General features: G+C 68.7%; 15 protein-coding genes. 7 read left to right on the top strand and 8 right to left on the bottom strand.

Annotated elements, in window-relative coordinates; translation table 11 throughout:
- Window positions 1-53 precede the first annotated feature (53 nt).
- Entirely contained in the window at window positions 54-641 is a 588-nt protein-coding gene (locus tag FOZ70_RS17310) for a LysE family translocator (RefSeq protein ID WP_021159242.1), read from the top strand.
- Window positions 642-689: 48 nt separating this feature from the next.
- Here FOZ70_RS17310 and FOZ70_RS17305 read toward each other — a convergent pair whose 3' ends face one another.
- Window positions 690-1535 carry an AraC family transcriptional regulator gene (locus FOZ70_RS17305; RefSeq protein ID WP_060055852.1) on the bottom strand — a complete coding sequence of 282 codons (846 nt, stop codon included), beginning with the start codon at window positions 1533-1535 and terminating at the stop codon, window positions 690-692.
- 169 nt (window positions 1536-1704) lie between these two features.
- On the opposite strand from FOZ70_RS17305, the gene FOZ70_RS17300 reads away from it, so the two are divergent.
- Window positions 1705-2499, top strand: a complete 795-nt coding sequence (locus FOZ70_RS17300) for an SDR family NAD(P)-dependent oxidoreductase (RefSeq protein WP_048023139.1) — start codon at window positions 1705-1707, stop codon at window positions 2497-2499.
- A gap of 27 nt (window positions 2500-2526) precedes the next feature.
- Here the strand turns inward: FOZ70_RS17300 and FOZ70_RS17295 are convergent, their stop codons facing one another.
- From FOZ70_RS17295 to FOZ70_RS17275, 5 genes are all read right to left on the bottom strand, one after another.
- Window positions 2527-2901, bottom strand: coding sequence for a hypothetical protein (locus FOZ70_RS17295; protein ID WP_049097651.1), 375 nt, complete (start codon window positions 2899-2901; stop codon window positions 2527-2529).
- Window positions 2902-3112: 211 nt separating this feature from the next.
- Window positions 3113-4183 (bottom strand): AI-2E family transporter, encoded by a 1071-nt coding sequence (locus tag FOZ70_RS17290; RefSeq protein WP_219706334.1) that lies wholly within the window; start codon window positions 4181-4183, stop codon window positions 3113-3115.
- A 125-nt stretch (window positions 4184-4308) separates the two neighbouring features.
- Window positions 4309-5418, bottom strand: coding sequence for an NADH:flavin oxidoreductase/NADH oxidase (locus tag FOZ70_RS17285; RefSeq protein WP_219706333.1), 1110 nt, complete (start codon window positions 5416-5418; stop codon window positions 4309-4311).
- Window positions 5419-5559: 141 nt separating this feature from the next.
- Window positions 5560-6246, bottom strand: a complete 687-nt coding sequence (locus FOZ70_RS17280) for a type 1 glutamine amidotransferase domain-containing protein (RefSeq protein WP_219706332.1) — start codon at window positions 6244-6246, stop codon at window positions 5560-5562.
- 388 nt (window positions 6247-6634) lie between these two features.
- Window positions 6635-7675, bottom strand: a complete 1041-nt coding sequence (locus FOZ70_RS17275) for a substrate-binding domain-containing protein (RefSeq protein WP_059492301.1) — start codon at window positions 7673-7675, stop codon at window positions 6635-6637.
- Between the two features lie 187 nt (window positions 7676-7862).
- Here FOZ70_RS17275 and FOZ70_RS17270 point away from each other — a divergent pair, with 187 nt between their 5' ends.
- Window positions 7863-9440 (top strand): glycoside hydrolase family 68 protein, encoded by a 1578-nt coding sequence (locus tag FOZ70_RS17270; protein ID WP_060376129.1) that lies wholly within the window; start codon window positions 7863-7865, stop codon window positions 9438-9440.
- A gap of 175 nt (window positions 9441-9615) precedes the next feature.
- Window positions 9616-11250 carry a glycoside hydrolase family 32 protein gene (locus FOZ70_RS17265; RefSeq protein ID WP_219706331.1) on the top strand — a complete coding sequence of 545 codons (1635 nt, stop codon included), beginning with the start codon at window positions 9616-9618 and terminating at the stop codon, window positions 11248-11250.
- 94 nt (window positions 11251-11344) lie between these two features.
- Here FOZ70_RS17265 and FOZ70_RS17260 read toward each other — a convergent pair whose 3' ends face one another.
- Both FOZ70_RS17260 and FOZ70_RS17255 read right to left on the bottom strand, forming a co-directional pair.
- Window positions 11345-12094, bottom strand: coding sequence for an SDR family oxidoreductase (locus FOZ70_RS17260; protein WP_021159252.1), 750 nt, complete (start codon window positions 12092-12094; stop codon window positions 11345-11347).
- 146 nt (window positions 12095-12240) lie between these two features.
- The gene (locus FOZ70_RS17255; protein ID WP_021159253.1) at window positions 12241-13158 is read right to left on the bottom strand and encodes a LysR family transcriptional regulator; all 918 of its coding nucleotides are present in this window, start codon (window positions 13156-13158) and stop codon (window positions 12241-12243) included.
- Window positions 13159-13413: 255 nt separating this feature from the next.
- On the opposite strand from FOZ70_RS17255, the gene FOZ70_RS17250 reads away from it, so the two are divergent.
- The 3 genes from FOZ70_RS17250 to FOZ70_RS17240 all read left to right on the top strand — a co-directional run bounded on the left by FOZ70_RS17250 (window position 13414) and on the right by FOZ70_RS17240 (window position 15863).
- Window positions 13414-14898 (top strand): PLP-dependent aminotransferase family protein, encoded by a 1485-nt coding sequence (locus FOZ70_RS17250; protein ID WP_111997230.1) that lies wholly within the window; start codon window positions 13414-13416, stop codon window positions 14896-14898.
- A gap of 94 nt (window positions 14899-14992) precedes the next feature.
- The gene (locus FOZ70_RS17245) at window positions 14993-15430 is read left to right on the top strand and encodes a carboxymuconolactone decarboxylase family protein (RefSeq protein WP_021159255.1); all 438 of its coding nucleotides are present in this window, start codon (window positions 14993-14995) and stop codon (window positions 15428-15430) included.
- A gap of 10 nt (window positions 15431-15440) precedes the next feature.
- Window positions 15441-15863 carry a cupin domain-containing protein gene (locus tag FOZ70_RS17240; protein ID WP_021159256.1) on the top strand — a complete coding sequence of 141 codons (423 nt, stop codon included), beginning with the start codon at window positions 15441-15443 and terminating at the stop codon, window positions 15861-15863.
- The last annotated feature ends 186 nt before the right edge of the window (window positions 15864-16049 follow it).

The raw sequence follows: 16049 nt of genomic DNA, 5'->3' as shown, positions 1-16049 counted from the left end.
CGCACGGCTTCTTTAGTCTCGATGCGACTTTGACATTCGCATGGAGGCAATCAATGAGCATGCTGGTTTCGATGGCCGCGTTCGCGCTGGCGTCGTCGATCACACCCGGTCCCGTCAACATCGTCGCGCTCAGCGCGGGCGCGCGCCACGGTCTCGGCGCAAGCCTGCGGTATGCGGCCGGCGCGACGCTCGGCTTCGTCGCGCTGTTCCTGCTGATCGGCCTCGGGCTGCACGCGGCGCTCGCGCGCTGGCCGATGCTGACGACGGCCACGCAATGGTCGGGGATCGCGTTCCTGCTCTACCTGGCGCTGCGGCTCGCGCTCGACGATGGCCGGCTGTCGGCCGACCCGGACGTGGCCGGCCCGTCGGCGGCGTCCGGCGCCGCGATGCAGTGGCTCAATCCGAAGGCATGGCTCGCGTGCGTGGCCGCGATGGGCGCGTATGCGGCCGACGGCGACCGCGCGCAGGTCTGGCAGTTCGCCGCGCTGTATCTCGTGATCTGCTTCGCGTCGATCGCGTGCTGGGGGTATGCCGGCGCATCGCTGCGGCACCGGCTCGCGAACGCGCGGAGGATGCGCGTGTTCAACCGGCTGATGGCGCTGCTGCTCGCGGGCAGCGCACTCTTTCTGCTCGACACGTAGGGCGCGCCCCGCCCGGCTCGTCGCTCAACGCGTCGCTCAGCTCGCCGCTCAACTCGTCGCGCTGCGGTACTGGCCGGGCGTCGCGGCCGCGATCCGCCGGAACGCGCGCTGGAAATGGGCCTGGTCGGCAAAGCCCGCGTCGAGTGCAACGTCGGCGATCGGCCGGCCGCGGCGCAGCTCCGTGCGGCCGTACTGCACGCGGCGGTCGATCAGGAACGCATGCGGCGTCATGCCGTAGCGCGCGTTGAACGCGCGGATCAGGTACGACGGCGACAAATCGGCGGCCGCGCAGATCGCATCGAGCGTGACGCCCTCGCGGCAATGCGCGGCGATGTAATCGGCCGCGCGCGCGAGCTTGGCGTTGTCGTCCCCGGCGCGCGGGCCGGGCAGTTCGCGGTCGAGCGCGCCGTGCAGCGCCGTGAAGAATTCGACCGCAGCGCTCTCCTTGCCGAGCGGATCGACCGATGGCGACACGAGCGTGCGATAGAAACCGCCAAATTGCGCGAACAGGTCGTGCCGTTCGGTCAACTTCGGCGAAAAGCCGTGAAAATCGCCATTCGGATCGCGACCCAGCGAATGCTGCAGCCGCGCGAGCCACGGCACGTCGACATAGACCATCCGGTACGCCCACGCATCGGGGCCGTACGGATTGCACGCATGCACCTGTTCCGGATCGATGATCACCAGCACGCCGCGCCCGACATGCTCGTGCGTCGCGCCGTTCACGTACGTGCTCGTGCCGCCGACGATCGCGCCCACCGAAAACGTGTCGTGCGTGTGCTTCGCATAGCAGATCGCGCGGCCGTCGTCGACGGTGCGCGCCTCGATGAACGGCAGCGCGGCATCGCGCCAGAACGGCGACGGATCGATGGATCGGTTGGCGGTACGGCTCACGCGCGGGCTCCCGGTTCGGACGGCGAACGCTCACCGTACAAGACTGTGCGGCGCCGCGCAACCGGATCCATCCACTTCGACGCGGGATCTCGCCGTTTCGCCTAAGCTTTGTGTTCCGGCCACCGCGGCACACGCGGCGGTTTTCGTTCACTCCTCTCCCGTCACGCTCATGCACATCGATCTGAAAGGCAAGACCGCGCTCGTCACCGCTTCCACCGCCGGCATCGGGCTCGCGATCGCCGAAGGGCTCGCACGCGCCGGTGCGCGCGTCGTCGTCAACGGCCGCAGCGACGCGTCGGTGCAGTCCGCGCTCGCGCACCTGCGCGCGGCAGTGCCCGGCGCAAGCCTCGAGGGCGTCGCCGCCGACCTGTCCGACGCGGCCGGCGTCGCGCGCATCACGCAGCACACACCGGAGGCCGACATCCTCGTCAACAATGCGGGCATCTACGGCCTGAAGGCGTTCTTCGAGATCGACGACGCCGAGTGGGAACATTACTTCCAGATGAACGTGATGTCCGGCGTGCGGCTCGCACGGCATTACCTGAAGGGGATGATCGAACGCAATGCCGGGCGCGTCGTGTTCATTTCGTCGGAATCGGGCTTGAACATCCCGGTCGACATGATTCATTACGGATTCACGAAAACCGCGCAGCTGTCGATCGCACGCGGCCTCGCGAAGCTCGCGGCCGGCACCAGCGTGACCGTCAACTCGGTGCTGCCGGGGCCGACGATGTCGGACGGCGTGCGCGCGATGCTGAAGGAAACGGCCGACGCATCCGGCCGCAGCGTCGACGACGTGGCCGTGGAATTCGTGCGCAGCCATCGTTCGAGCTCGATCATCCAGCGGCCGGCGACGCCCGAGGAAGTCGCGAACCTGGTGGTCTACGTGTGCTCGCCGCAGGCTTCGGCGACAACCGGCGCCGCGCTGCGTGTCGATGGCGGGGTGGTCGATACGATCGCGTAACGGCCGGCGCCCGCGGGCCGCCGCGCACTAGCGCGAAGCGGCCTTGCCCGGCTGGAGCGTGCCCTTGCGATCGGCGTTCATGCACGAATCGAAGCCGTGTTGCGTGACGATGCCGGCCCTGTCGAACACGACGAAATATTCGCGGTGATCGTTGCCGTGCTCGATGAAGTAGTTGTAGCAGACGCCGCTGCCGTTGCGGACCATCCACACGCTGCGCGGGTTGCCGGCCGCGCGGACGACGTCGGCGCGCGTCGCGCCGTGCCGCGACGCGGCCCGCGCGAGCGGCGTGCGTGAATACGAAAATGGCAGCCACGAGTCGAACCACGCGCAGCCGTGCAACATCAGGCAGCTGGCGGCCAGGGACAGCGTCGCTGCGGGACGGGCCATCGAAATCAATCGCATGCTTGAGGAAATCTGCTGCGCCGCGCCGGCGCGATCGAAAGCCCCATGCTACTCGACCTTTGGGTCCGGATCGAAAAGAAATGTAGAGATCTTTATACGAATCCCTGCATGTGATGCCCGCGCGCCAGCCGGTCGTTGCGGCCCGCGCATGCTTGTACACGCATCGAACCCGCCGCGCCGACGCGTCAAATCGGCACAACGTCGCGCATCGTCATGCGATCCACTCGGCCCACAGCATCGTCAGCACCGTCATCAGTGCGGGGCCGACGAACAGCCCGATCAGGCCGAACGTCTCGGCACCGCCGAGGATGCCGAACAGCACGAGCAGGAACGGCAGCCGCGTGGAGCCGCCGATCAGCACCGGCCGCACGAAATGCTCGGCGACGAACACGACGACGAAACCGAGCACGGCCACCACGACGGCCCACACCGTCGCACCCTGCACGAACAGCCAGAGCGCCGCGCCGCAGAACACGATCGGCGCGCAGAACGGCAGCATCGCGGCGATCGCCGTGACGAGGCCGAGCAGCGCCGCATGCGGGACGCCGGCCAGCGCATACGCGATGCCGAGCAGCGCGCCTTCGCCGAGCCCGACGACGACGAGCCCCGTCACCGTGCCGTACACGGCCTTGACCATCCGGTCGATCAGTTCCGCGCCGTTGTGCCCGAACGCGCGCCGCGCGCCCTGCAGCAATGCGCCCGACAGCTTGTGGCCCGCGCGCAGGATCACGAACAGCGTGACGAGCATGAAGCCGAATTCGAGCAGCGCATGCGCGACCTTCGTGCCGAACTGCCGCCCGAACGCGAGGAATTTCTCGCTGTTGACGCTGTGCATCGCGCTGGCCGCATGCAGCGGATGGCCGAGATTGGCCTGCCACCATTCGGTGATCTGCGCCGAGCCGTAAGGCAGCCGGCTGACGACGTCCGGCAACGGAATGCCGCTGTCCTGGACCGACTTCAGCCACTCGCGCAGATCGTGCGCCTGCCCGATCGCCTGGATGGTCGCGACCGCGACCGGCAGCACGACGAGCAATGAGATCGCGGCCGTGATGACGGTCGCGATCAGCGTCGGCCGGTCACGGAACAGCCGGTGCGATTCGAAGCATTTGAGCAGCGGCCACATCGCGATGGCGATCACGCAGGCCCATGCGATGGCGGGAATGAAGTCGCGGATGATCCACAGCGCGAGCACCAGCAGCGCCGCATACAGCACGGCGCGGGCAATCTGCTGCGCGCGCGGCCGTGCGGCGGAGTCGTGAGACGACGGGACATGTGCGCCCATGGCACCTCTGTCGAAATGAAAAAATGGCGGTTCGCGCAGGCAACCGGCCTGCATGAACCGCCATTCTATCCATCGGCGCCGGATCGGCGACGCGCAAGATGCGCGCGCCGTGTCGTCAACGCGGCTCAGGCCGCCTTGTCGGCGATCCGGTAGCGCTCGAGCCAGTGCGCGTACGGCGCGGGCAGCGTCCACGACGGACGCTCGACGCCGAGCTGCCTGGCCGCGTAGTACGGCCAGTGCGGATCGGCCAGATGTGCGCGCCCGACCATCACGAGATCGAGCTGCGCTTCCGCCACCACGCGGTTCGCCAGTTGCGGCGTGTCGATCCCCCATGCGGACGACACCGGCAGCCCGGCCTCGCGGCGCACGCGCTCGGCGATCGGCGCGAGGAACGCCGGACCCCACGGAATCTGCGCGTCGGGTGTCGAGAAACCGACCGACACGCTCAGCATGTCGAGCCCTTCCCGCTTCATCCGCTGCGTGAGCGCGATCGACTCGGCGAGCGTCTCTTCGTCGCGGCCGTCGTATTCGATCACGCCCAGGCGCGCGGTCAGCGGCAGGTGCTCGGGCCAGACCTTGCGCACGGCCGCGAGCGTGTCGACGAGGAAGCGGCCGCGATTCTCGGCCGAGCCGCCATATTCGTCGGTGCGGTGGTTCGAATGCACCGAGAAGAAGCTCTGGCCGAGATAACCGTGCGCAAAGTGCAATTCGAGCCATTCGAAGCCGAGATCGCGCGCACGCTTCGCCGATGCGACGAAATCGGCCTGCACGCGGGCGATGTCGTCGTGCGTCATTTCACGCGGCACTTTCGGGAGGTGCGCGCCGAACGGCACGGCCGACGGGGCGATGGTCTGCCAGCCGCGCGGGTCGCCTTCGGCGATATGGTCGTCGCCTTCCCACGGGCAGTTCGCGCTCGCCTTGCGGCCCGCATGCGCGATCTGGATGCCGGGCACTGCACCGGCCGCCTTGATCGCCGCGACCGACGGCGCGAATGCTTCGGCCTGCGCATCGGTCCACAGCCCCGCGCAACCCGGCGTGATGCGCCCTTCCGGCGACACGGCCGTCGCCTCGGCGATCACGAGACCCGCGCCGCCGCGCGCGATGCCGGCCAGATGCACGTGATGCCAGTCGTTGACGACGCCGTCCTCGGCGACGTACTGGCACATCGGCGGCACCGCGATACGGTTGCGCAGCGTGACATCCTTGAGTTTGAACGGTTCGAACAGGGCAGACATCCACGGCTCCTTTGCTTGGTTCTGCAAAACGACGGGAAACGCGCCGTGCGGTGCGCACGACGGAATGATTCGGGCCGTCGCCTGACGGCTTGCGCCCGGCGACGGATACGGTGCGGCGCCGGCCCGGCCGGCGCCATCGGCTCAACGGCGGCCGAGTTGCGCGAGCAGCGCCTCGGCGGCGGGCGCCGACGACGCGGGGTTCTGCCCCGTGATCAGCAGCCCGTCGGTGACGATATGCGGCGCCCAGTCGGCGCTGCGTTCGAATTGCGCGCCGTTGGTCTTCAGCATGTCCTCGACGAGGAACGGCACGACTTCCGTCAGTTCGACAGCCGCTTCCTCGCTGTTGGTGAAGCCCGTCACGCGCTTGCCGCGCACGACCGATTCGCCGGTCTGCGGATTCTTCACGTGACGCAGCACGCCCGGCGCGTGACAGACGGCCGCCACCGGCTTGCCGGCCGCCAGCGCGCGCTCGATCAGGCCGATCGAATGCAGATCCTCGGCGAGATCCCACAGCGGGCCATGGCCGCCCGGGTAGAACACGGCGTCGTAGTCGTCCACGGACACGTCGGCGAGCTTGCGCGTCGACGCCAGTTCGGCCTTGGCCGCCGCATCGGCTTCGAAGCGGCGCGTCGCGTCGGTCTGGGCGGCCGGATCGCTGCTTTTCGGGTCGAGCGGCGGCTGGCCGCCCTTCGGCGACGCGAGCGTCAGCTCGACGTCCGCATCCTTGAACGCGTAGTACGGCGCGGCCAGTTCCTCGAGCCAGAAGCCGGTCTTCTTGCCGGTGTCGCCGAGCGTGTCGTGCGAGGTCAGGACAACGAGAATCTTCATGATCGGACACTCCTTCGAAAAATTGATGGGAACGGGGCCGCATGATCCAAAAACCGGCCGGCGCGGCGCGCCTGTCCGTTAGTCAGTTGTGACGCGTCATCGTGCGACCCGCGTATCCGAATGCAGCACGCGCCTATTAGACCAGTCGTCTAGAACATTCGAAAATAAAACGACGGCGTCTCGCCGCGCTACCAGCCCCACAGCGCGAGATGGCATTTTCGCGCCTTGCTTGCATGCGCCACGGACGTCGCCGCATTCACGAGGACGGATGATAGTCGTGGATTAGACCAGTCGTCTAGTAAATGGGTAATCATCCCTGCCGCCGTCATGGGCTTTCTCGAGGGGTGCGATCCGTCACAGTGTCCGAAGGTGCTCGCGCCCCTCGCCTTCATCGCGCCGGCTGGTCGCGCAACGGACCGTCGGTGTCGCCCGCCTCGATTGCCGGCGCCTCGAGCCGGTGCTCGCGCACGCCGTCGCCCAGCAGGCGCAGCATCAGTTCCGCGAGCGAGCGCCCCGACGCGTGGCCGGTCGGCTGCACGACCGCCGTCACGCGATGCGGGTGCGCGAGGCCCGGCGGCACGCCGTCGTAGACGATCAGCGACATGTCCTCGCCCAGGCGCAGCCCGCTGTCCACCAGCGCCCGAAAAGCGCCGCCGCCCGCGATATTGTTGTCGACCAGCAGCGCCGTCGGCCGCTCGGCGCGCGCGAGCAGCGCCCGCACCGCCTGCAACCCGCCGTCGTGCGTGAACGGGCACTCGACGAGCAGCGCCGGATCCGGCTCGATGCCGGCTTCGCGCAGGGCCGACAGATAGCCTGCACGGCGCTGCGCGGCGAAATTCAGCGCAAGCGGCGCGCTGATCATCGCAATGCGCCGGTGCCCGAAACCCGTCAGCCGGCGCACCGCGTCCCGCGCGCCCGCTTCGTTGTCGAAGTCGAACCACGCGTACGGCTCGGCCATCCGGGTCCGGCCGTAGGCCACGTACGGAAACGCGCTCGCCTGCAGGTACGCGATGCGCGGATCGTCGACCAGCGTGCGCGCGACGATCAGGCCGTCGACGAGTTTGCCTTCGACGATGCGCCGATAGGTGTCCAGTTCCGCGTTCGGCCGCGCCGACGCGATGATGAAATCGAGATTGCGTTCCGCGAGCCGCTCGGTGATGCCCGCGACGACCTCGCCGAAACGCGGATCGCCGAGGTCGCCCGCGCCGAACGGATAAACGATCCCGATCATGTCGGCCCGACCGGTCGCCAGCCGGCGCGCGGTCGGATCGGCCACGTAGCCCATTTCCCGTGCCGCCCGCGCCACGCGCTCGCGCGTCGCCTCGCTGACGTCGTCGTAACCGTTCAGCGCGCGGCTGACCGTCGTCCGCGACAGCCCGAGCGCGTCCGACAGCGCCTTCAGATTCACCTTCACCGTCACTCCTCGCATTCGCCGATCCGCCCGGCCGCCCAAACACCGGGATGCACCGGCCGGGTAATTATTTCCAATTGGTAACGATTACCGTCAAATAAATATCTTTTGCGTTCCAAACCGGTTTGAAATAGCATCCAAACCGGTTTGGACATCGATGCCCACTCAGCCGTTCACTTTCACCTTGCCAGGGAACAACGACGAGATGACACACTTTCCCCTTTTTCGCCCGATCGCGACCAAACGTTTGCTCCTCGCTGGCGGCGCACTTGCCGCCTTCGCGTCCGTCGCGCACGCGCAGTCCAGCGGCACGGGCGCGCCTGTGCCCACGCCCCATACGCAGCAGGCCTACGATCCCGAAGGCAACTTCACGATGCGCTGGACGCGTGCGGACATCCGCCAGATCGTCGCGCAGTCGCACACCGCCGGCGCCGACAAGAACTCGCTGCCGCAGGCGCTGACGATGCCGGACATCCCGCAGGATTTCCCGCTGATCAACTCGAACGTGTGGGTATGGGACACGTGGCCGCTGGCCGACCTGCGCGCGAACCAGCTCAGCTACAAGGGCTGGGAGGTGATCTTCTCGCTCACCGCCGATCCGCACGCGGGCTACACGTTCGACGACCGTCACGTCCACGCCCGCATCGGCTTCTTCTATCGCCGCGCGGGCATCCCCGCGTCGCAGCGCCCCGCCAACGGCGGCTGGACCTGGGGCGGCCACCTGTTCCCGGACGGCGCGAGCGCCAAGGTATTCGGCACCGCACCGATGACCAACAACGCCGAATGGTCGGGCTCCGCGCGCCTCACGAACGGCAGCAACGTCAGCCTGTACTACACGGCGACGTCGTTCAATCGCTCGGCGCCCGGCGGCGCGGACATCACGCCGCCGCAGGCGATCATCACGCGCGCCGACGGCAACATCCACGCCGACAACACGCACGTGTGGTTCACCGGCTTCGACAATCACAAGCCGCTGCTGCAACCGGACGGCAACTACTACCAGACCGGCCAGCAGAACACCTACTTCTCGTTCCGCGATCCGTTCGTGTTCACCGACCCCGCGCATCCGGGCAAGACCTACATGGTGTTCGAAGGCAACACCGGCGGCCCGCGCGGCGCGCGCACCTGCACCGAGGCCGATCTCGGCTATGCACCGAACGATCCGAACCGCGAAGATCTCAACGCGGTGATGAATTCGGGCGCAGTGTATCAAAAGGCCAACGTCGGCCTGGCGGTCGCGACGAACCCGCAACTGACCGAGTGGAAGTTCCTGCCGCCGATCCTGTCGGCGAACTGCGTCGACGACCAGACCGAGCGCCCGCAGATCTACCTGAAGGACGGCAAGTACTACCTGTTCACGATCAGCCATCGCACGACGATGGCGGCCGGCGTCGACGGCCCGGACGGCGTGTACGGTTTCGTCGGCAACGGCATCCGCAGCGACTTCCTGCCGCTGAACGGCGGCAGCGGCCTCGTGCTCGGCAACCCGACCGACTTCTCCGCACCGGCCGGCGCACCGTATTCGCAGGATCCGAACCAGAACCCGCGCGAATTCCAGTCGTATTCGCACTACGTGATGCCGGGCGGGCTCGTCGAGTCGTTCATCGATGCGATCGGCCCGCGTCGCGGCGGCACGCTCGCGCCGACGGTGAAGGTGAACATCAACGGCACGTCGACGGCGGTCGACCGCACGTATGGACGCGGCGGCCTCGGCGGCTACGGCGACATTCCGGCGAACCTGCCCGCGACGGGCGCCGGACACAACGACGGCAGCAGCCAGTGAAGTCGGGATAACCAACCATAACAATCATCGATAAAGGCACGGGGTTAGGGAGGCGCATATCGCGCGTGTCGCGTGCGCGCCTCCGCTTTTTTCCTTCCATCCATTGCGCGCACCGCCGTCGAAAGCGGCAGGCGCCCTTCTTTCCCGCCTTGCACGGCGAAGCACGACACCCCGCATGATATCGACGTCTTTTCGCTTTTCCGCCCTGATCGCCCGGTTGCTGCTCGCCTGCGTGGCCACCCAGGCCGCTGCCGCGCCTTGCCACGCGCCGGCTGACGACGGCACCCCGCAATGGCGACCCGCGCTCCATTACACGCCGCAGCGCAACTGGATGAACGACCCGAACGGGCTCGTCTACGACAACGGCCGCTATCACCTGTTCTACCAATACAATCCGCTCGGCAACGACTGGGGCAACATGTCGTGGGGCCACGCGACGAGCACCGATCTCGTCCACTGGCGCGAGCAGCCGGTCGCGATGCGCGCGAACGCGACGGAGGAAATCTTCTCCGGCTCGATCGTCGCCGATACGCTGAACACGTCCGGTCTCGGCACACCGGGCCACACGCCGCTCGTCGCGCTTTATACGAGTGTCTACAAACCCGGCTCGGGTCACGCACCCGGCATACAGGCGCAGTCGCTCGCGTACAGCCTCGATCAGGGCACGACGTGGCAGCCGTATGCGCACAACCCGGTGCTGACCCTCGACCCGGAATCGAAGCAATTTCGCGATCCGAAAGTGTCGTGGTATGCGCCGGGCGGCTACTGGCTGATGACGACGGTCGTCGCCGATGCGCACGTCGTGAAGCTCTATCGCTCGGACGACCTGATCCACTGGAATTTCCTGAGCGACTTCACGCGGCCGGGCGTGCCGCACGACGGCGCGCTGTGGGAAATGCCCGACCTCGTGCCGCTGCCGCTCGACGGCGACCCCGCACAAACACGGTGGGTCATGATCGTCAACGTCAACCCGTGGTCGATCGCCGGCGGCTCGGGCGCGATGTATTTCGTCGGCCACTTCGACGGCCGCACGTTTACGCCGGATCGCGTCGCCCCCGCCGGTTCCGATCCCGCGCAATTCCACTGGGTCGACCATGGCGCGGATTTCTACGCAGCCGGCACCTTCTCGGGCGCGCCCGGCTCACGACCGGTCGCGATCGCGTGGATGAGCAACTGGGATTACGCGGCGAAAGTGCCGACTACGCCGTGGCGCGGCGCGATGACCCTGCCGCGTGAACTCTCGCTGAAAACGATCGACGGCGAACCGACGCTCGTCGTCGCGCCGGCGGCCGCGTTCGACGCATGGGCGGACGGACGGCCCGCCGTGCACGAAGGCGACCTCACGGTCGATTCCGCGACACGCGAGTTGTCGCCCGCGACGCGCGGCGCCGTCCAGCGCATCACCGTCACGATCGAGCCGCGGCACGCGGCGCGTGCCGGCCTGATCGTCCGGCGCTCGGCGGACGGCTCGGTCGGCACCCGGATCGTGTACGACACCGTGAAGCGCACGCTGACGCTCGACCGCTCCCGCTCCGGCGAAGCGAATTTCGCCGGCACGTTCAGCCGCGAACACATCGTGGACCTGCCGCTCGAGCACGGGCGGTTGCGGCTCGAGATCGTCGTCGATCGCGGCTCGGTCGAAGTGTTCGCAAACGGCGGCCGCGTGGCGCTCACCGACCTGATCTTCCCGCCGCCCGACGCGGACCGTGTCGCCGTGTTCGCCGAGCACGGCCGCGCGACGTTCTCCGGGCTCACGGTGACGCAGCTCGAAGCCGGCGGCGACAGGCATGGCACCTGTGCGCCGCGTTAGATGCAAGGTGCGGACGCGCTCCGTCCGCCGGTGACGTGGGCTGTCCGCCCGGCGCAACGCCGGGCGGTTGCAGCCCCCGCCGGGGCCTCGCCGATCAGAGCAAGCCCATCCCGCCCGACGCGATGATCTCCGCGCCGACGATGAACGCGGATTCCGGCGCGCTGAGGTGCAGCACCGTCGACGCGATCTCGTCCGGCGTGCCGAACCGGCCGACCGGCACGAGGCCCTTGATCTTGTCGGCCGTCTCGTCGAGCGTGGCCGCGTCGAGCCCGAGCTTGCCGTAGAGCGGCGTCTGCACGGGCCCCGGGCTCACGACGTTCACGCGCACGCCGTGCGGCAGCAGTTCCGTCGACAGTGTCTTCGCGAACGAATTGACGGCCGCCTTGCTCGCCGCATACACCGACGAGCCGGGCATCCCGATGTGCGCGTTGATCGAGCCGTTGATCACGATCGACGCACCACGGTTCAGCAGCGGCACCAGCGACTGGATCTGGAAATACGCGCCCTTCACGTTGGTGTTGAACACGAGATCCCACATGGCCTCGTCGCTGTCGGCGAACGGCGCGAGTTTCGCGACGCCCGCGTTGATGAACACGGCGTCGAGCCGCGCTCCCGCCGACGCGATCGCATCGGCCAGCGCGCGGGCCGACGCGACGCTGCCGGCCTCGTTGCGGATCGCGAGCGCATCCGCGCCGAGCGTTTGCCGCGCGGCCTCGAGCGTCTGCGCATCGCGCCCGGTGATGATGACCCGCGCGCCTTCGGCCGCGAATGCCCTGGCGGCCGCCAGGCCGATGCCGCTGTTGCCGCCCGTGACGAGGACCGTCTTTCCTTCGAAGCGTTGCATGATGTTCTCCTGTGAACCGGTGAGTTGACCGTGGACACAGGATGCGCGCCGCGCCCGGCCTTGCCGTGCGACGGGCGCGACGAACACGTTCGAAATCGTCGAACGTGTTTGCGCGGACGGATTCGGTCGCGCGGTGCCGCCCCGCGTCAGCCGGCCACGTCGATCCCGTCGAGCAGCCGCTGCGCGAGCCTCGGTTCGCGCAATTGCTCGAGCCACCATTGAAGCGCCCGGCCGTCCCGGTCGCCGTGCCACGCGACATACAGCCGGTTCGGCTCGCGCGGATCGGCCGTCTGTCTTTCCACGAGTTCGCCGCGCGCCAGCAGCGACGCCACGCGCCGGCGCGGCACCCAGCCGACGCCCAGCCCGTCGCGCTGCGCGAGGATCTTCGCGCGCATCGACGGCACCGCCAGCACGGCCTGCCCGCCGAGCAGGCCATACGCGCGGCCGGCCGCGCGCCGCGACGAATCGGCGACGACGACCGCCCGGTGCGCGCCGATCGCATCTCGCGTCAATGCGCCGCTCACGGCGGCCAGCGGATGGCGCGGCGATACCGCGAACACCCACTCCATCGCCCCCAGCTCGAACCACTTGAAGCCGGGAATCGCCGGCGGCTCGTTGGTCGCGCCGACCACCAGGTCCGCACGGCCGTCGCGCAGCGCTTCCCAGGTACCGCCGAGCACTTCGTGCGTGAAACGCAACGACACGCCCGAATCGAGCGCATCGAACGCGTGGACGACGGGCAACAGCGTGTCGAACTCCAGCACCTCGTCGCTGACGATCCACAGCCGGTCTTCCCAGCCGCTCGCGACCTGCCGCACACGCTGCGTCAGTCGCGCGACGTCCAGCGCCAGCCGTGCCGCCTCGTCGGTCAGCAGCTGTCCGGCCGGCGTGAGCTGCAGCCGGTAGCCGCGCCGGTCGAACAGCAGCGCGTCGAAACGCGTTTCGAGCTGGCGCGCCGCGTGCGACACCGTCGACGGCGCCTTGCCGAGCCGCGCGGCCGCCCGCGACAGGCTGCCGGTGGCGCGGATCGCGTCGAGCAGCGCAAGTTCGTCTTCGGACAGCATGGGGTCGCTCCGGTGTGGGGTTGTCGTGGATCGTAAGGCAGCGGCGGGCCAAGGTCCAATCAGGCGATGCGGGCCAATCGTGCCGGTCACGGGCGTGTCCCGCCCGGTCGGGTCGGTCGGCCTCCGCGCGATTCCTTGCGCTCCGGCGGCCGCTGCAAGCATCGCGTCACGCCGCCACGCAGCCCGCACCAAACCGCCGCCGGCTTCCGGTATGCTGGTCGGCTCGAAATCCCGGCAACCGAGGTAACCACTGCGATGGACATCGCGATCCGCATCGAAGGCCGTCACGACCTGACGGGGCAGATCTTCCGGCAACTGCGCACCGCGATCGTCGACGGGCGCCTCGCCGGCGGCGCGCGGCTGCCGTCGACGCGCGACCTCGCGAAACAGCTCGGCGTCTCGCGCAAGACGACGCTCGACGCGTTCGAGCGCCTGGTGGCCGAGGGCTACCTGAATACCCGCGCGGGCGACGGCACGTTCGTCGCCGACGGCCTCGCGCGCGTGCCGCACGCCGCGTCCGTGTCGGCGCCGTCGCTCGTCGACGGCACGCCGCGCGTCGACGCGGTCGATGCGCGCGCGCTGTGGAACGACCTGCCCGACGCGCTCGCGATGCCCGCCCCGCAGGATGCGCCCGCCTTCGACTTCCGCGGCGGCGTGACCGACAAGACGCTGTTCCCGTTCGACGCGTGGCGGCGCTGCCTGCATCACGCGCTGCGCCAGCAGATGCGCGGCCCCGCCCAGTATCACGACCCGGCCGGCGATCCGCAGTTGCGCGGCGCGATCGCGCGCTACGTCGGATTCAGCCGCGCGGTCGCATGCAGCTGGGACGACGTGCTCGTCACGCAAGGCGCGCAACAGGCGCTCGACCTGATCGCCCGCGTCGTCGTGCGGCCCGGCGATGTGGTCGCGGTCGAGGATCCCGGCTACCCGCCCGCGCGTGCCGCGTTCGCGTCGCTCGGTGCGACGGTGATCGGCGTGCCGGTCGACGCGCACGGCCTCGTGACGGAACGGTTGCCCGACGACGCACGCCTCGTCTACGTGACGCCGTCGCATCAGTTCCCGCTCGGGATGCCGATGACGCTGGACCGGCGCGTCGCGCTGCTCGAATGGGCGCAGCGCCGCCGCGCCGTGATCATCGAGGACGATTACGACGGCGAGTTCCGCTTCGAGGGCCGGCCGGTGGAGTCGCTGAAGAGCCTCGACCGCACGGGCCTCGTCGCGTATGTCGGCACCTTCTCGAAGACGATCTTTCCGGAGCTGCGGATCGGCTACGCGATTCCGCCGCGCGCGCTGCGCGGCGCGCTGGCCAAGGCGAAGCAGATCGTCGACTGGCACACCTGCACGCTGACGCAGGCGGCGCTCGCCCGCTTCATGCTCGAAGGCGACTTCGCACGGCACCTGAAGCGCGTGCAGAAGCACTACGATGCGCGTCGCAAGATGCTGATCGCGCATCTGCGCGGCGAACTCGCGCCGTGGTTCGACGCGATCGTGCCGACCGCCGGCATCCATCTCGCCGCCCGCCTGAAGCCGGGGCTCGACGAGGCGGCACTCGTGCGCGCCGCCCGCGCGCAGGACATCGGCCTGTACGGTATCTCGGCATTCCACGTCGCCGTGCCGGTCAGTGCCGGGCTGCTGTTCGGCTATGGCGGGATCGACGCGCTGCGCATCGACACGGCGCTTGCGAAGCTCGCCGGCCTGCTGGGTTCGGGCAGCGTCGACGGCCCGGCACTGGTTACCTGAATTTTCCGGAAATTGGCCATTCAAGCAGGCCAGCTTGCGTCCTAAAGTGGGTCCTGTCGCGCCACCGTGCGCTCCAACCGAACAAGGACCTGCCATGCAACCGCGCCTGAACTTCTATACCGCCAGCCCGAACGCCATCAAGGTGATGCGCAACGCCGAGGACTTCATCGCGAAAAGCTCGATCGAGAAGCCGCTCGCCGAACTCGTCCGCCTGCGCGCGTCGCAGATCAACGGCTGCGCGTTCTGCGTCGACATGCACACGACCGACGCACGCAAGGACGGCGAAACCGACCGCCGTCTCGCGACCGTCGTCGTGTGGCGCGAAACGCCGTTCTTCACCGAGCGCGAACGCGCGGCGCTGGAATGGACCGAGGCGCTGACGCTGGTGGCCGACAACCACGTGCCCGACGCCGTCTGGGAGGCCGTGAAGCCGCATTTCACCGACGAGGAACTGTTCGACCTGTCGATGCTGATCGCGACGATCAACACGTGGAACCGCTTCGCGATCGCGTTCCGCAAGATGCCCGAGTAAGGAGACGACGATGACGTACGCCACGCTCCGTCGCGCCGCCCTCGGCGCATGGCTCGCGGCCGCGGCCGCGCTGCCGCCGGCCGCCGCCCATGCACACGACACCGGCGACAACGTGCACACGATCATGCAGCAGGCCGTGCCCGAAGCGCCCGGCAAGCTCGCGGTCGTCGCGACCGTCGACTACGCGCCCGGCCAGGCTTCGGAAGCCCACCGGCACCTCGGCTCGGTGTTCGCGGTCGTGTCGAAAGGCGAAGTGCTGTCGCAGGTGAACGGCGGCCCGCTGCACCGCTACCGCGCCGGCGAAGGCTGGTACGAGGCGCCCGGCTCGCGCCACCAGGTGTCGCGCAACGCGAGCGCGACCGAACCCGCGCAGCTCGTCGTGTTCGGGCTGACCGGCGAACACGTGCCGCTGACGTCGCCGATCGATCAGTAAGCGCTTGCCGGGGGGGCGCGTGCCGTTGTCGACGCACGTGCCCCGGCTGCACGACCGGGTTCGCCGCCGTTTCGCTTACTGAGCCCCGCCGCTCCCCGCCGGTTTTCCCTCGGCGCTTCTCCGCCGTTTCTCCGCCGTTTCTCCGCCGTTTCCGCATTAGCCGCTCCCTACACTCCGCTACCGGCT

Source organism: Burkholderia sp. COPS (genome assembly GCF_019425585.1).
GTDB lineage: Bacteria > Pseudomonadota > Gammaproteobacteria > Burkholderiales > Burkholderiaceae > Burkholderia > Burkholderia cepacia.
Note: the sequence above shows the minus strand (reverse complement) of the source record. Positions and strands in the feature narration are given on the sequence as shown.